This window comes from Pseudomonas sp. DD1 (assembly GCF_044510355.1).
Classification (GTDB): Bacteria; Pseudomonadota; Gammaproteobacteria; order Pseudomonadales; family Pseudomonadaceae; genus Aquipseudomonas; species Aquipseudomonas shahriarae.
In genome coordinates this window covers 611441-627513 of sequence record NZ_MSAJ01000022.1, presented here as the reverse complement: position 1 = coordinate 627513, position 16073 = coordinate 611441, and the positions used below count along the sequence as shown (strand labels likewise).

Annotated in this window: 15 protein-coding genes; 9 read left to right on the top strand and 6 right to left on the bottom strand. The window is 61.8% G+C overall.

Annotated features, from left to right (window positions below; all coding sequences use genetic code 11):
- Positions 1-229: 229 nt before the first annotated feature.
- Complete coding sequence (gene polA / locus PSFL_RS16235) at positions 230-3025, bottom strand: DNA polymerase I (RefSeq protein ID WP_397470270.1); 2796 nt, start codon at positions 3023-3025, stop codon at positions 230-232.
- A gap of 74 nt (positions 3026-3099) precedes the next feature.
- On the opposite strand from polA, the gene PSFL_RS16230 reads away from it, so the two are divergent.
- Both PSFL_RS16230 and PSFL_RS16225 read left to right on the top strand, forming a co-directional pair.
- Positions 3100-3390 carry a DUF2782 domain-containing protein gene (locus tag PSFL_RS16230; RefSeq protein WP_057444840.1) on the top strand — a complete coding sequence of 97 codons (291 nt, stop codon included), beginning with the start codon at positions 3100-3102 and terminating at the stop codon, positions 3388-3390.
- Positions 3391-3446: 56 nt separating this feature from the next.
- Positions 3447-4400: a homoserine kinase gene (locus PSFL_RS16225; RefSeq protein ID WP_057439250.1), complete on the top strand. Its 954-nt coding sequence runs from the start codon at positions 3447-3449 to the stop codon at positions 4398-4400.
- 125 nt (positions 4401-4525) lie between these two features.
- Here the strand turns inward: PSFL_RS16225 and PSFL_RS16220 are convergent, their stop codons facing one another.
- On the bottom strand, positions 4526-5455 hold the full coding sequence (locus PSFL_RS16220) for a zinc ABC transporter substrate-binding protein ZnuA (RefSeq protein ID WP_057439251.1): 930 nt from the start codon (positions 5453-5455) through the stop codon (positions 4526-4528).
- 58 nt (positions 5456-5513) lie between these two features.
- Here PSFL_RS16220 and zur point away from each other — a divergent pair, with 58 nt between their 5' ends.
- Genes zur through PSFL_RS16200 form a run of 4 tightly spaced genes read left to right on the top strand, consistent with a single transcriptional unit; the run spans position 5514 to position 8319 of the window.
- On the top strand, positions 5514-5996 hold the full coding sequence (gene zur, locus PSFL_RS16215; protein ID WP_029290345.1) for a zinc uptake transcriptional repressor Zur: 483 nt from the start codon (positions 5514-5516) through the stop codon (positions 5994-5996).
- Entirely contained in the window at positions 5996-6781 is a 786-nt protein-coding gene (znuC, locus tag PSFL_RS16210) for a zinc ABC transporter ATP-binding protein ZnuC (RefSeq protein ID WP_057444838.1), read from the top strand. Before zur ends, znuC begins: the two co-directional genes overlap by 1 nt.
- Positions 6774-7562 (top strand): zinc ABC transporter permease subunit ZnuB, encoded by a 789-nt coding sequence (gene znuB / locus PSFL_RS16205; protein WP_029290341.1) that lies wholly within the window; start codon positions 6774-6776, stop codon positions 7560-7562. The genes znuC and znuB overlap by 8 nt, the downstream gene beginning before the upstream one ends.
- Before the next feature lie 37 nt (positions 7563-7599).
- The gene (locus tag PSFL_RS16200; RefSeq protein WP_057439252.1) at positions 7600-8319 is read left to right on the top strand and encodes a PA5502 family lipoprotein; all 720 of its coding nucleotides are present in this window, start codon (positions 7600-7602) and stop codon (positions 8317-8319) included.
- Between the two features lie 66 nt (positions 8320-8385).
- Here the strand turns inward: PSFL_RS16200 and katE are convergent, their stop codons facing one another.
- Entirely contained in the window at positions 8386-10557 is a 2172-nt protein-coding gene (katE, locus tag PSFL_RS16195) for a catalase HPII (RefSeq protein ID WP_267910538.1), read from the bottom strand.
- A gap of 235 nt (positions 10558-10792) precedes the next feature.
- Between katE and PSFL_RS16190 the strand changes: the two genes are divergently transcribed.
- From PSFL_RS16190 to PSFL_RS16180, 3 genes are read left to right on the top strand one after another with little or no spacing between them, the layout of a single operon-like run.
- Positions 10793-11800, top strand: coding sequence for a methionine ABC transporter ATP-binding protein (locus tag PSFL_RS16190; protein WP_057439253.1), 1008 nt, complete (start codon positions 10793-10795; stop codon positions 11798-11800).
- On the top strand, positions 11800-12474 hold the full coding sequence (locus PSFL_RS16185; RefSeq protein WP_029290333.1) for a methionine ABC transporter permease: 675 nt from the start codon (positions 11800-11802) through the stop codon (positions 12472-12474). The genes PSFL_RS16190 and PSFL_RS16185 overlap by 1 nt, the downstream gene beginning before the upstream one ends.
- Positions 12475-12524: 50 nt before the next feature.
- Complete coding sequence (locus PSFL_RS16180) at positions 12525-13298, top strand: MetQ/NlpA family ABC transporter substrate-binding protein (RefSeq protein WP_057444837.1); 774 nt, start codon at positions 12525-12527, stop codon at positions 13296-13298.
- Positions 13299-13464: 166 nt separating this feature from the next.
- Here PSFL_RS16180 and PSFL_RS16175 read toward each other — a convergent pair whose 3' ends face one another.
- From PSFL_RS16175 to PSFL_RS16165, 3 genes are read right to left on the bottom strand one after another with little or no spacing between them, the layout of a single operon-like run.
- Positions 13465-14100: an SCO family protein gene (locus PSFL_RS16175; protein ID WP_057439255.1), complete on the bottom strand. Its 636-nt coding sequence runs from the start codon at positions 14098-14100 to the stop codon at positions 13465-13467.
- Entirely contained in the window at positions 14097-14996 is a 900-nt protein-coding gene (gene cyoE, locus PSFL_RS16170) for a heme o synthase (protein WP_057444836.1), read from the bottom strand. The genes PSFL_RS16175 and cyoE overlap by 4 nt, the downstream gene beginning before the upstream one ends.
- Positions 14984-16063: a heme A synthase gene (locus PSFL_RS16165; protein ID WP_397470269.1), complete on the bottom strand. Its 1080-nt coding sequence runs from the start codon at positions 16061-16063 to the stop codon at positions 14984-14986. The genes cyoE and PSFL_RS16165 overlap by 13 nt, the downstream gene beginning before the upstream one ends.
- Positions 16064-16073 lie beyond the last annotated feature (10 nt).

Genomic DNA, 16073 nt, shown 5'->3' with positions numbered 1-16073 from the left:
GGAGGGGAAGTTCGGGGTCCAAGTTCCGGACCGCTAGGGCGGGGTCCAGATATCTGCCAACACTTAACACAACATAGGAGCATTGAAGGGCTTCACCACCCATTCAGTAACTCTGAGTGACTTTTCATGGGTTAAGTTCCGGCGCCCGGAAAAACTATTGGAAATAACTCTCGGAGCTTTCCGATCTATAGGCAGTGCTGCGACGTCATGCCGCAGCACTGCCAGATGATCAGTGCGCCTGGTCCCAGTTATCGCCCACCCCGACTTCCACCAGCAGTGGCACATCCAGGCTCGCCGCACCGCTCATGTGCTCGCGAATCTTCTCGCTGACCTCAGCCACCAGGTCTTCGCGGACCTCCAGTACCAATTCATCGTGTACCTGCAGGATGACCTTGGCGTCCAACCCCGACTCCGTCAGCCAGTTGTCGACCTTGACCATGGCTTTCTTGATGATATCGGCGGCAGTGCCCTGCATCGGCGCGTTGATCGCGGTACGCTCTGCGCCCGCGCGCTCCTGGGGCTTGTTGGAGTGGATATCCGGCAGATACAGGCGGCGCCCGAACAGGGTTTCCACATAGCCCTGGTCGGATGCCTGGGCACGGGTGCGCTCCATGTACTCGCGCACCCCTGGGTAGCGGGCAAAGTACACATCGATGTAGGCCTTGGCCGTCTTGGTATCGACGCCAATATCCTTGCCCAGCTTCTGCGCGCCCATGCCGTAGATCAGGCCGAAGTTGATCGCCTTGGCGCTACGGCGCTGGTCGGACGTGACCTCACCCAGCTCGACCTTGAACACCTCGGCCGCCGTGGCCGTGTGTACATCCAGGTTGTCGCGGAAGGCGTTGAGCAAGCCCTCGTCCTTGGACAGGTGCGCCATGATCCGCAGCTCGATCTGCGAGTAGTCCGCCGCCAGCAGCTTGTAGCCCTTGGGCGCAACGAACGCCTGGCGGATCCGCCGGCCTTCGGCAGTGCGCACCGGGATGTTCTGCAGGTTCGGATCACTGGACGACAAACGCCCGGTAGCGGCCACGGCCTGATGATAAGAGGTGTGGATCCGCCCCGTACGCGGGTTGATCTGCTCGGGCAAACGGTCGGTGTAGGTGCTTTTGAGTTTGCTCATGCTGCGGTACTGCATCAGCACCTTAGGCAATGGATAGTCATCTTCGGCCAGCTTGGCCAGCACTTCCTCGGCGGTAGAGGCCTGGCCCTTGCCAGTCTTCTTCAACACCGGCAGCCCGAGTTTTTCGTAGAGGATTGCCCCCAATTGCTTGGGCGAACCCAGGTTGAACTCCTCGCCGGCGATCTCATACGCCTGACGCTCCAGTTCCACCATCTTGTTGCCCAGCTCGATGCTCTGCACGCCGAGCAGCGCGGCATCTACCAGGGCACCCTGGCGCTCGATCCGCGCCAGTACCGGCACCAATGGCATCTCGATATCCGTCAGCACACTGGCCAGGCTCGGCAGGGCGCAGAGTTGTTCGTACAGGGCCAGGTGCAGGCGCAGGGTCACATCGGCATCTTCAGCAGCGTAGGGACCGGCCTGCTCCAGGGCAATCTGGTCGAAGGTCAGCTGTTTGGCGCCTTTGCCGGCGATGTCCTGAAAGCTGACGGTGTCATGCTCCAAGTACTTCTTCGCCAGGCTGTCCATGTCGTGCCGGGTCGCGGTGGAGTTCAGCACGTAGGATTCGAGCATGGTGTCGAAGGCGATGCCGCGCACGGTGATGCCGTGCGCCGGGTCGCCGCCAATGGCGCAATTGGCCAGGATATTCATGTCGAACTTGGCGTGCTGACCGACCTTGAGCTTGTTCGGGTCTTCCAGCAGCGGCTTGAGAGCCAACAACACCGTATCGCGGTCCAGTTGCTCGGGCACGCCGATGTAGGAATGGGTGAGCGGGATGTAGGCCGCTTCATTGGCCTGCACCGCAAATGAAACCCCCACCAGTTGCGCCTGCTGGGCGTCGACACCGGTGGTTTCGGTATCAAAGGCAAACAACTTCGCGTCATTGAGTTTTTTCAGCCAGACGTCAAAGCGAGCCTGGTCGAGGATGGTCTCGTACTGCGCTTCGACCGGGGCCACAGGCGCTTGGGCCGCAACTGCAACCTGAGCCGGTGCAACGTCAGCGGCAGCCTTGAGCTCGACCCGCTTGGCATCACGCTGAACCTCATCGATCCAGCTCTTGAACTCCAGCAGGGTGTACAGCTCAAGCAGCTTCTCGCGATCCGGCTCGATCAGGTGCAAGTCTTCCAGGCCAACATCCAGGGGCACATCGACCTTGATGGTCGCCAACTGGTAGGACAGGAACGCCATCTCTTTGTGCTCTTCCAGCTTGGCCGGCAGGGTCTTGGCCCCACGGATCGGCAAGCTCGGGACAATATCGAGCTGCTCGTAAAGCTCTTTCAAACCGCCGTTCACACCGACCAGCAGTCCCGAAGCGGTCTTAGGACCGATACCGGGAACACCCGGGATGTTGTCGGAGGAATCGCCCATCAGCGCCAGATAGTCGATGATCTGCTCGGGAGCGACACCAAATTTCTCCTTTACGCCGTCCACATCCATGGCACTACCGGTCATGGTGTTGACCAAGGTAATGTGCCCATCGACCAACTGCGCCATGTCCTTGTCACCCGTGGAGATCACCACCGGGCGGTCGGCAGCCGCACTGCTGCGGGCCAGGGTGCCGATCACGTCGTCGGCCTCGACACCTTCGACACACAGCAGCGGGAAGCCCAGGGCGATCACGCTCTGGTGCAGCGGCTCGATCTGCACGCGCATGTCATCGGGCATGCTCGGGCGGTTGGCCTTGTATTCGGCGTACATGTCATCGCGAAATGTCCCGCCCTTGGCGTCGAACACTACCGCGAACGGACTGTCCGGGTACTGCTTGCGCAGGCTTTTGAGCATGTTCAACACGCCCTTGACCGCACCGGTCGGCAGGCCTTTGGACGTAGTCAGCGGCGGCAGCGCGTGGAAGGCGCGGTACAGATATGAAGAACCGTCCACCAGGACGAGGGGGGCTTGGCTCATGAGCAGGATCAACCTTTTCGGCGGGTCTGGCGCTAGAATAGCCGGACCATTGACAACAAAGGGACAAGGTTATCATGCGCACATTCAATCGCCTGCTGTTGACCGGCCTGATTGCACTCGCTCCGATGGCTGCCATAGCGGCAGACGATGCTCCTTCGGGCGATCCGGAAGTCACCATTCGCACGGAAGGCGACAAGACCATCCAGGAATACCGCCAAAACGGCTTCCTGTACGCAATCAAGGTAACGCCCAAGGGCGGCAAACCGTATTTTCTGGTGCGCGCGGACGGAACCGATGCGAACTTCATCCGCTCAGACCAGCCGGATATGCTGATCCCGTCATGGAAGATCTTCGAATGGAAATGATTTCTTAATTTTAATCGGCGCTGCGGCCCGCGGCGCCCGTACTGGCAGTTTTAACCATGTCTGTGTTCACCCCCCTGGCTCGGCCCGAGCTGGAAACCTTTCTCGCCCCTTACGGGCTCGGCCGCCTGCTCGATTTCCAGGGGATTGCCGCTGGTAGCGAAAACACCAACTTCTTTATCAGCCTGGAACAGGGCGAATTTGTCCTGACACTGGTTGAACGCGGCCCCGTGGACGAAATGCCGTTCTTCATCGAACTGCTCGACGTACTCCACGACGCCGACCTGCCCGTGCCTTACGCCCTGCGCACCACCGACGGCGTGGCCCTGCGCGAATTGGCAGGCAAGCCGGCGCTGCTGCAACCGCGCCTGGCGGGCAAGCACATCCAGGACGCCAACGCCCAGCATTGCGTGCAAGTAGGCGAGTTGCTCGGCCACTTGCACCTGGCCACCCAGGGCGACAAGGTGCTGGAGCGCAAGACCGATCGTGGGTTGGATTGGATGCTCGAGGAGGGCGCGCAGCTGATTTCGCACCTCGACGCCCACCAGCAGCAGCTGTTGCAAACGGCACTGGATGAAATCCAGCAACACAAGGAACAGATCCTCACGCTGCCCCGCGCCAACCTCCACGCCGACCTGTTTCGCGACAACGCGATGTTCGAAGGCACCCACCTGACTGGGTTGATCGACTTCTACAACGCGTGCTCCGGGCCGATGCTGTACGACGTGGCGATTGCCCTGAATGACTGGTGCTCGGACGCCGCCGGGGTGATCGACGGCCATCGCGCCCGCGCACTGCTGGGCGCCTACGCGGCACTGCGGCCGTTCAGCGCCAAGGAAGCCGAGCTGTGGCCGACCATGTTGCGCGTGGCGTGTGTGCGGTTTTGGCTGTCACGGCTGATTGCTGCCGAGTCATTTGCCGGGCAGGACGTGCTGATTCACGATCCAGTGGAGTTCCAGCAACGACTGGAGCAGCGCCAGCAGGCCACTCTCCAACTGCCGTTCGCCCTCTGACGCTGTGGGAGCGGGCTTGCCCGCGATGAGGGCGTGTCAGTCGCCTATCAGCGCCTGATACACCGCTATCGCGGGCAAGCCCGCTCCCACACAAGCCTGCTCCCACAGGGGTTCTATGTCGTCGGTTACAACGACTCCAGGCACCCTGCCAAATCGTTACCCAGTTTCTCCAGCAACTGCTCATACCCCTGGCCCGTGGCCGGGGTGTAGCCGCCCAGGGCATCCAACTCCGCCAGTTTCACCGGCAGGCCAGCCACCAGGGTCTCGGCCAGGCGCGGGCGCAAGGGTGGCTCGCTGAACACGCAGGTCTTGCCCACTTCCTGCAAGCGGGTGCGCATCGCCGCCACATGCTGGGCGCCGGGTTGTACCTCGGCGGCCACGCTGAACACGCCGGTGTGCTTGAGGCCGTAGGCATCTTCAAAGTAGTCGAAGGCTTCGTGGAACACGAAGTAAGGCTTGCCGGCGATCCCCGTCAGGCGCGCTTTCAAACGCAGGTCCAAGGCATCCAGGCGTCCGTTGAAGGCTTGCAGGTTGCTCTGGTAGCGCTCTGCGTTGGCGGGGTCAGCCGCACTCAAGTCCGCCGCCATCCTGGCCGCAATCACCCGCGCATTCACCGGCGACAACCACAAGTGGGCATCCAGGCTGCCGGGGCGATGATCGTGATCATGATCGTCGGCTTCTTCGCCATGGGAGTGATGATCTTCGGCGAAATGCCGCAGCTTCAGACCCGGCAGTTCCTGCACGGCCACTGTGGGCAAGTTGCGACCCTTGAGGACCCGTGGCAGGAAGCCTTCCATGTCCGGACCGATCCAATACAGCAGATCCACCGATTGCACACGCCGTACGTCGGATGGGCGCAATGCGTAGTTATGCGGCGAGGCTCCCGGAGGCAGCAACACCTCTGGAACCGCCACGCCGTCCTGCACAGCGGCGGCAATCAGCTGTAAGGGTTTGATGCTGGTGAGCACCCGAACCTCGGCCTGGGCAGCCCCGGCAATCAATAAACTGGTGACAAATACGACAAAAACGGCAAAAAGTCGGGACACGATAAGCACTCAAGTCAGCAGGAACGGGTAACATAATAACGTCTCTCACAAATATCTGTCGCCGCTCATGCCTAAAACACCGCTTGCCAGCCGTCCCCACGACCACTCTCACTGCGTGCACAACGCACTGTCGGAGGCCGATGCCCTGTGCGCACGCCAAGGCCTGCGCCTGACCGCCCTGCGTCGGCGGGTGCTGGAACTGGTGTGGCAGAGCCACAAGCCACTGGGTGCCTACGACATTCTCGGCGTGCTCAGCGAGCAGGACGGTCGCCGCGCCGCGCCGCCCACGGTGTACCGTGCGCTGGACTTCCTGCTGGAAAATGGCCTGGTGCACCGCATCGCCTCGTTGAACGCGTTTGTCGGCTGCAACCACCCGGAACACGCGCATCAGGGCCAGTTCCTGATCTGCCGCGAATGCCACGCCGCCATCGAGCTTGAACAAAAAAGCATCAGCGACGCGATTATCAAGAGTGCCGGCGATGTCGGCTTCCGAGTCGAAGGGCAGACCGTCGAAGTGGTTGGCATCTGCTCGGGCTGCCAGGGGGCTTGATGAGCACTGCGCTGATCCGCCTGGAACAGGTCGGCGTCACGTTCGCCGACCAGAACGTGCTGGACAACATTGACCTGAGCGTCGAGCCGGGGCAGATCGTCACCCTGATCGGCCCCAACGGCGCCGGCAAGACCACCCTCGTACGCGCGGTACTGGGGCTGCTCAAGCCCGATAGCGGCAGTGTCTGGCGCAAGCCCAAGCTGCGCATCGGCTACATGCCGCAAAAACTGCACGTCGATCCGACCTTGCCGCTCTCGGTGCTGCGTTTCCTGCGCCTGGTACCGGGCGTGGACCGCACTCGCGCCCAGGCTGCGCTCAAGGAAGTGGGTGCCGAGCAGGTCATCGACAGCCCGGTCCAAAGCATCTCCGGCGGCGAAATGCAGCGCGTGCTGCTGGCCCGCGCCCTGCTGCGCGAACCCGAATTGCTGGTGCTCGATGAACCGGTGCAAGGCGTCGACGTCGCCGGCCAGGCCGAGCTCTACAGCCTGATCACCCGCCTGCGCGACCGGCATGGCTGCGGCGTGCTGATGGTGTCCCATGACCTGCACCTGGTGATGAGCACCACCGACCAAGTGGTCTGCCTCAATCGCCACGTCTGCTGCTCCGGCCACCCGGAGCAGGTCAGCGGCGACCCGGCCTTCGTCGAGCTGTTCGGCAAGAACGCCCAGAGCCTGGCGATCTACCACCACCGTCACGACCATGCCCACGACCTGCATGGCGCCGTGGTCGCCGATCCGACTGCCCCTCATACCCACGTCCACGGAGATGGCTGCAAGCATGGCTGATTTTCTGCTCTACGCCCTGCTTGCAGGCTTGGCTCTGGCGCTGGTGGCGGGCCCGTTGGGTTCGTTCGTGGTCTGGCGACGCATGGCCTACTTTGGCGACACCTTGTCCCACGCTGCCTTGCTCGGCGTGGCCCTGGGCTTTTTGCTGGACGTCAGCCCGACCATTGCCGTGACCGTCGGCTGCCTGCTGCTGGCGGTGCTGCTGGTGACCCTGCAACAGCGCCAGCCACTGGCCTCGGACACGCTGCTGGGGATCCTCGCGCCGAGCACCTTGTCCCTGGGCCTGGTGGTGCTGAGCTTTATGCATGAAGTGCGGATCGACCTGATGGCCTATCTGTTCGGCGACCTGCTGGCCATCAGCCCCACGGACCTCGCCTGGATTCTCGGCGGCAGCGCTGCGGTACTGATTTTGCTGGTAGCCCTGTGGCGGCCGCTGCTGGCAATTACCGTCCACGAACAACTGGCCACTGTCGAAGGCCTACCCGTACCAGCGCTGCGCATGACCCTGATGTTGCTGATCGCGGTGGTGATTGCTGTCGCAATGAAGATAGTCGGCGTATTGTTGATCACGTCGCTATTGATCATCCCCGCCGCCGCCGCCCAGCGTCATGCACGCTCGCCGGAACAGATGGCGGTTGGCGCCAGTTTGCTGGGGATGCTTGCCGTGTGTGGTGGCCTGGCACTGTCCTGGTTCAAGGACACCCCGGCCGGGCCGTCGATTGTGGTCACGGCCGCCGCACTGTTTCTGCTGAGTTTTGTCCTGCCCCGTCGAGGGGTGTAGACTTGCTCGCTTTTTGCGCAATTAGAGAGTCGCAGGAATGAAGCCGTTCACCTCCCGTTATCTGCTCCTTGCCGCATTTTCCCTGCTGCTGGGCGCCTGCCAAAGCACCCCGCCCGTCGCCCCCGAGGTGCCGGATGCGCGCGCTGTGGCCATTGCACAGCTGGAACAAAACCTGGCCAGCAGTGAGCTGGCCACCGCCGAGGACCAACTCGCCGCGTTGCAGGCCCAATCGCCCGACGACCCGGCACTCGAGCCGTATCAGCGCCAACTGGCCGAGGCCTATTTGCAGCGCAGCCAGATCGTCCTGCAAAAAGGCGATGTCAACGCCGCCGCTACGGCCTTGAGCCGCGCCCGGGCGTTGATGCCCAAGGCTCCCGCGCTGACCGGTGGGGTCAACAACGCCATCGCCCACGCGCGCAAAGCCGAGCTGGATAAAGCCGAAGCCGCCCTGAAAGCTGCCGAAGCCAAGCCGCCAGCCAAGGTCATCGACCCCACCGCCGAAAGCACCACGGTGGCGCTGAACCTCACGGATATCCAGGAATTGCGCCATCAACTGGATGCCATCGCCACCGATGTGGTGAATTACCAGTGTGACGTGAGCATCCAGGTGCCGCGCACCGAGGATTACCCGTGGCTGAACACGCTGCTGACTAAACGGGTGAAGCGGATTGATTCAGGGTACGACCTGAAGATTCATCGGCAGATCCTCAGGCATATTCCGGCGCAGGTTGTGTTGATTCCGCGTAAAGCCGACTGAAGCCAATCGCGGGCAGTGCGACGATTCGACTTGCCCGCGATGGCGCCCTATCAAACTACCAATGACTTAAGCCGGAACCGCCTTGGCCCTAGGCTCGCGTTCCCAGACCCGATGCTGGGCAATCGCCGCAATAAACGCCTTCAACGCCTTGGCATCCCCGCCGACAATCAACCCCGCATCCGCCTCCAGCTTGAGCACCTGCAGCAACTGCTTCGCCTCACCCGCCAAGGCAATCGCCTTCAAATGCTTGTACGCCTCCAGCAGGTAATGCAACGCCACGCCGTCGCCGCTCAACGCCTGGATCGACTTCGCCCCACCCGGCACAAACACCGCATCAAACGCGACTGACGGCAGGCCTTCCATCGAGGCATCCACCGCCAGGCTCTTGCCATCGGCGGTGGTCACCGGCGCCGAGGTCGGCCCAAGCAACTTGGCATGGGCGCCTTCTGCGGCCAGCGCCTTTTTCAGCGCGGCAATCGCGGCACCATCCACACCATTGGCCGCCAGGATCGCCACCTTGCGCGTCTTGATATCCCCCGACAGCAGGTTGGCCTGGCTCAAGGCCGGCGAACGCTCCGGCGCAGTCTTGCGCACCGGCACGGTGCCTTTTTTCGGCGCCGGCAGGCCCAGGTTCTCGGCCACGCGCTTGGCCAGGCCCAGGTCGATATTGGCCAGGATCTCATTGACCTGACGCGCGCGGATAAACTCACGCTCGACCTTGCCCAGCTCAAAGCTGTAGGCCGCGATGATGTGCTCCTGCTCGTGCTTGCTCATGCTGTTGAAGAACAGGCGTGCCTGGGAAAAATGGTCGCTGAACGATTCACTGCGCTCACGGATCTTGTGCGCGTCGATGCGCTCCGGGTACGACTCGAAACCGCCGTCCTGTGCTGCCGGCGGGGTTTCTTTCGGCCAGCCGCCATCAATAGAGTTCGGCTCATAGGACGCGCGGCCTTTATCGACGGTGCTGCGGTGCATGGCATCGCGCTGGTTGTTATGCAGGGGCGTCAGCGGCTGGTTGATCGGCAACTGGTGAAAGTTCGGGCCACCTAGACGGCTGATCTGTGTGTCGGTGTAGGAAAACAACCGACCTTGCAGCAGCGGATCATTGGAGAAGTCGATACCCGGCACGATGTGGCCTGGGCAGAACGCGACCTGTTCAACTTCAGCGAAGAAGTTGTCCGGGTTGCGATTGAGCACCATCTTGCCCAGCGGGGTGATGGGCACCAACTCTTCCGGAATCAACTTGGTCGGGTCGAGGATATCGAAATCGAACGCGTGCTCCTTATCTTCCGGAATCACCTGTACGCCCAGTTCCCACTCCGGGTAATCGCCCATCTCGATCGCATCCCACAGATCGCGACGGTGGTAGTCGGTATCTTTACCGGCCAATTTTTGCGCTTCGTCCCACACCAGGGAGCAGGTACCCGCTGTCGGGCGCCAGTGGAATTTGACGAAGTTGGATTGACCCTCGGCATTCACCAGACGGAACGTGTGCACCCCAAAACCCTGCATGCTGCGCAGGCTTTTTGGAATGGCGCGGTCGGACATCGCCCAGATCACCATGTGCGCCGATTCCGGCTGCAGCGAGACAAAATCCCAGAACGTATCGTGAGCCGAGCCGCCGGTAGGAATTTCGTTGTGCGGCTCAGGCTTTACCGCATGCACGAAGTCAGGAAACTTGATCGCGTCCTGAATGAAAAATACCGGCATGTTGTTGCCCACCAGGTCGAAGTTGCCTTCGTCGGTGAAGAACTTCACGGCAAAGCCGCGCACGTCACGCACCGTATCGCCTGAACCACGCGGGCCCTGCACTGTGGAAAAACGCGTGAACACCGGGGTTTTACGGCCTGGGTCACGCAGGAAACCCGCCTTGGTCAGCGCCGAATGGTTTTCATAGGTCTGGAAGTAGCCATGGGCGCCAGTGCCGCGGGCGTGCACGATGCGCTCCGGGATACGTTCATGGTCAAAGTGCGTGATTTTTTCACGCATGATGAAATCTTCCAGCAGCGAAGGCCCCCGGGCGCCAGCTTTCAGGGTGTTCTGGTTATCGGAGATTTTCACCCCCTGATTGGTGCGCAGCGCCTGGCCTGTGGCGTCGGAACGGAATTTTTCCAGGCTTTGCAGCTTGGCATTGGTGTTGCCACGGTCCAGGGTATCGGTGCCTGCAAGCTCGCTCTTGGGCGGCGTAGCGGGTTTTTTGGTACTCATCAGACAAAACTCCTCGTTTGCGTAGGCCAGAGCGGTCCCTGGCTCGTGTGAGCAAAACCCCGGGCACGGCACCCGGGAAATCGAGTTGCTTAAGTAGTGACTGACGGGATTTTTTACCGTTCCTTTTTTATGACCTTTGATCGCGTTATTGCCAAATCGCTGGTTGAATACGAAATAAATGCTAAGAAACGCTATACGGACAGGCTAAAATGCGCGCCCGGCTAACCGCTGATCCCTTTTCAATGCGCCCCACAAGGTTCGCTACGTGATCGAGTTTCATAACGTCCATAAAACCTACCGGGTCGCCGGCAAGGATATTCCCGCACTGCACCCCACCAGCCTGCGCGTCGAGAACGGCCAGGTGTTTGGCCTCATCGGCCATTCCGGCGCGGGAAAAAGTACCCTGCTGCGCCTGATCAATCGTCTGGAAGAGCCTTCGGGCGGCCAGATCAAGGTCGATGACGAAGAAGTCACCGCCCTGGATGCCAACGGCCTGCGCCGTTTCCGGCAGCAGGTCGGGATGATCTTCCAGCACTTCAACCTGCTGGCCTCCAAGACCGTCGCCGACAACGTCGCGCTGCCACTGACCCTGGCGGGCGAACTGTCGCGCCGCGAGATTGATGCGCGCGTGGCCGAGCTGCTGGACCGGGTCGGTCTCGCAGACCATGCCAAGAAGTACCCGGCGCAGTTGTCCGGCGGCCAGAAGCAGCGCGTCGGCATCGCCCGCGCCCTGGCCACCAAACCGAAAATCCTGCTGTGCGACGAAGCCACCAGTGCCCTCGACCCGCAGACCACCGCCTCGGTCCTGCAACTGCTGGCCGAGATCAACCGCGAGTTGAAGCTGACCATCGTGTTGATCACCCATGAAATGGACGTGATCCGCCGTGTCTGCGACCAGGTCGCCGTGATGGACGCCGGGGTGATTGTCGAGCAAGGCCCGGTGGCCGACGTGTTCCTGCACCCCAAGCACCCGACCACCAAGCGTTTTGTGCAGGAAGCCGAGCAGGTCGATGAAGGCGAGCAGCGTGATGTGTTCGCCCATGTGCCAGGCCGCATCGTGCGCCTGACGTTCCAGGGCGAAGCGACCTACGCGCCACTGCTGGGTACCGTCGCCCGCGAAACGGGTGTGGACTACAGCATCCTCGCCGGTCGTATCGACCACATCAAAGATACCCCTTACGGGCAACTGACCCTGGCCATCACCGGCGGTGACATGGAAGCGGCGTTCGCGCGCTTTACCGCAGCCGATGTGCATATGGAGGTCCTGCGTTAATGGACGTGCTACTGCATTACTTCGACAACGTCGACTGGGCTGATATCTGGGTTGCCACCAGCGACACCATGCTGATGCTCAGCACCTCGCTGTTTTTCACCGTCCTGGTCGGCCTGCCACTGGGCATCCTGCTGTTTCTTTTCAGCCCACGGCAGTTGCTGGAGCAGAAAACCACTTATGCCGCCCTGGCATTCGTGGTCAACGCCATCCGCTCTCTGCCGTTTATCATTCTGCTGATCGTGATGATCCCCACCACGGTGTTCCTCACCGGCACTTCGCTGGGCGTGGCCGGTGCGATTCCACCGCTGGTGGTAGGCGCTTCGACGTTCTTCGCACGGCTGGTGGAAACCGCCCTGCGCGAGGTCGATCGCGGCATCATCGAGGCGACCCAGGCCATGGGCGCCACCACACGGCAGATCATCACCAAGGCGCTGCTGCCCGAGGCAAAGCCGGGCATCATTGCTGCAATCACCGTGACCGCCATTGCCCTGGTGGGCTACACCGCCATGGCGGGTGTGGTGGGGGCCGGCGGCCTGGGCGACCTGGCGATCCGTTATGGCTACCAGCGCTTCCAGGATGACGTCATGGTCGTGACCGTGGTGATGTTGATTGTGCTGGTGCAGATTCTGCAAACCATCGGCGATAAGCTGGTGACACACTACTCTCGAAAATAAAGGCGATTGCCGGCCCCCGCCGGCAGATGCCCGAACAAGGAGCTTGTTGGATGAAAAAACTACTGGTTGCTTTCGCCGCGGTTGCCGCGTTTTCCGCCCACGCCGCCGAAACCCTGACGGTCGCCGCCACACCGGTGCCGCACGCGGAAATCCTTGAATTCGTGAAGCCGGCCCTGGCCGCGCAAGGCGTGGACCTGAAGGTCAAGGTGTTCACCGACTACGTGCAGCCGAATGTACAAGTGGCCGAGAAGCGCCTGGACGCCAACTTCTTCCAGCACCAGCCGTACCTGGATGAGTTCAACAAGGCCAAGGGCACCCACTTGGTCAGCGTCGCCGGCGTGCACCTGGAGCCACTGGGCGCGTACTCCAGCAAGTACAAGACCCTGGCCGAGCTGCCGAACGGTGCCAATGTAGTGATCCCTAACGACGCCACCAACGGCGGCCGCGCGCTGTTGCTGCTGGCCAACCAGGGCCTGATCACCTTGAAGAACCCGACCGATATCCTGTCGACCATCAAGGACATCACCGGCAACGAAAAAGGCCTGAAATTCCGCGAACTGGAAGCCGCCACCCTGCCGCGCGTGCTGACCCAGGTCGACCTGGCGCTGATCAACACCAACTACGCCCTGGAAGCCAAGCTGGACCCTTCCAAGGATGCCCTGGCGATCGAAGGCAACGACTCGCCTTACGTCAACATCCTGGTGACCCGCGAGGACAACAAGGATTCGGACGCGGTGCAGAAGCTGGTCAAAGCCCTGAAGACCCCGGAAGTGAAGAAATTCATCAACGAGAAGTACAAAGGCGCGATCCTGCCGGCGTTCTGATCGGTCTCCAACACACCGCAGTTCAGAATGTGGGAGCAGCTTTATGTGGGAGCGGGCTTGCTCGCGATGCAGGCGCCGCGGTGTATCAGTTACACCGCGGTGATGCTATCGCGAGCAAGCCCGCTCCCACATTTGTTTTGTATGGTCAGCAAAATATCCGTTCGGCTCAGTTGCGCTGCAACAACCCCGGCAACTGCGCCACCAGCTTCTGGTTGTTCAACGGCGCACGAATAAACCCGCGCTGGGTGCCGTCCGGGCCGATCAACGCCAAGTTACCGCTATGGTCGACGGTGTAGTTCGGCTTGCTGGTATCCGCCGGAATAAACGGAATGCTCACGGCATTCGAGACCTTCTGCACCTCTTCCACATTCGCCCCGGTCAGGCCTGCAAATTGCGGATCGAAGTAGCTCAGGTATTGCTTGAGCTGCGTCGGGGTATCGCGATGCGGGTCAACGCTGACCAGAATCACCTGCAGCTTATCCACCACGTCCTTGGGCAGCTCGCTCTTGATTTGCCGCAGCTGGGCGAGGGTGGTCGGGCAGATGTCCGGGCAGAAGGTGTAGCCAAAGAACAGCACGCTCCACTTGCCCTTCAACTCATTGACCAGTACCGGCTGGCCGTCCTGGTTGGTCATGGTCACAGGCGGCAGCTGGCGGCTTTGCGGCAGCAGGATAATGCCCGCGTCGATCAATGCCGTGGGGTCGCCCTGGCCCTTGCCAGACAGCACTTTGTTGACGGTCAGGCCCATGATCAACGCCACCAGGGCCACCAGGATAAAGACAGTTTTTTGAGTTCGAGTCATAGGTTCAACAATAAGTAGTGGTCTACGAGCAGGGCGATAAATAGCAAAAACAGGTACCAGATAGAGTACTTGAAGGTATTGATCGCCGCGTGCGGCCGACTGCCACGGTACAGCACCCAGGCCCATTGCAGAAAGCGCGCGCCCAGAACCAGCGCACACCCCAGGTACAACAGCCCGCTCATATGGATCACATAAGGCATCAGGCTCACCGCCAGTAGCGCGAAGGTGTAGAGCAGGATATGCACCTTGGTGTAGTGCTCGCCGTGGGTCACCGGCAGCATCGGGATATCGGCCTTGGCGTATTCCTCCTTGCGATGGATAGCCAGGGCCCAGAAGTGCGGCGGGGTCCAGGCGAAGATAATCAGCACCAGCAACAACGGCTCGGCACTCACATGCCCGGTGACCGCCACCCAACCGAGCAACGGCGGCGCCGCGCCGGCCAGGCCGCCGATCACGATGTTCTGCGGCGTCGCCCGCTTGAGAAAACCGGTGTAGATCACCGCATAGCCCAGCAGCGAGGCCAAGGTCAGCCAGGCCGCCAGTGGGTTGGTAAACGCCAGCAACAAGCCCAGCCCGGCCACCGCCAGCGCCAGGGCAAATGTCAGCGCGGCGGCCGGCGACACCCGGCCTTCCGCCAGCGGCCGCTTATGGGTGCGCGCCATCAGCGCGTCGATGCGCCGGTCCACCACATGATTGACCGCCGCCGCGCCACCGGCACACAGGGCAATCCCCAGGTTGCCGAAGATCAGCACCGTCCACGGCACCCCGGCGCGGGTGGCGAGAAACATACCCACCAGCGAGGTGATCAACATCAGCACCACCACCTTGGGCTTGGTCAGCTCCAGGTAGTCGCGCCAGATCGCCTGGCTGTGACGCTCGCCAATCAAGGTCGCCATGGCATCTCTCCTTTAAGGGTAATCAGACCCGACACGTGCTTGCGCGGGCTGAAGCGCCAACCGAACGGCACTTGATGACGGACCCGCACCAGGCTGGTACGGGCGTGGTAATTGACCAGCACCAGGGTCAGCAGCAACGCTGCACCGCCGGCGTTATGGGCGACCGCCACCGGCAGCGGCAAATGAAAGTACACATTGCTCAGGCCCAGGCCGATCTGCACGGCCAGGGCGACCAGCAGCAGGCCCGCCAGGCGGGTCATGCCCACCGCCTTGAGCTGCCAGGCCAGGCCCAGCAGCGCCACAGTCACCACCAGCGCGCCCAGGCGATGGGTCAGGTGAATCGCCGTACGCGCATCACTGTCCAGTTGCCCGCCCAGGTAGTTGGGGCCGATATGCTGGGTCAGGTGAAAGCCATTGGCAAAATCCGCCGCCGGCCACCACTCGCCATGGCAGGTCGGCAAGTCGATACAGGCCACCGCCGCATAGTTGGAACTGACCCAGCCACCGAGGGCGATCTGCCCGATCACCAGCACCAGGCCGGCGGTGGCCCAATACTGCAAACGCCGGGGCACGATCAGCGCCGGCAACACCCCGGACAGACGCAGGGTCAACAGAAACAACAGGCTTAACGTCGCGAAGCCTCCCAGCAAATGCCCAGTGACCACCTGCGGCCAGAGCTTGAGCGTCACCGTCCACATGCCAAAGGCTGCCTGGGCAAACACCACAACCAGCAGGAACAGCGGCAGCTTCAACGGCTGCCCCGTATGCCGGCGATGGGTCCAGGCGCGGGTGGCCAACAGCGCGATCAACAACCCCAGGGTGCCCGCCGCATAGCGATGGACCATCTCGTTCCAGCCTTTGTCGGCCTCCACCGGCGTGTCCGGGAAGTGCAACTCGGCATGGGCCAACTGGGCCTCGCTTTTCGGCACGCTGATAAAGCCATAGCAACCCGGCCAGTCCGGGCAACCGAGGCCGGCATGGGTCAGGCGCGTGTAGGCGCCCAGCAGCACCACAATCAGCGCCAGCAGGGTGGCAAACAGCGCGAGGCGAAATCCAGGTTTGGCCATGACGATGCCC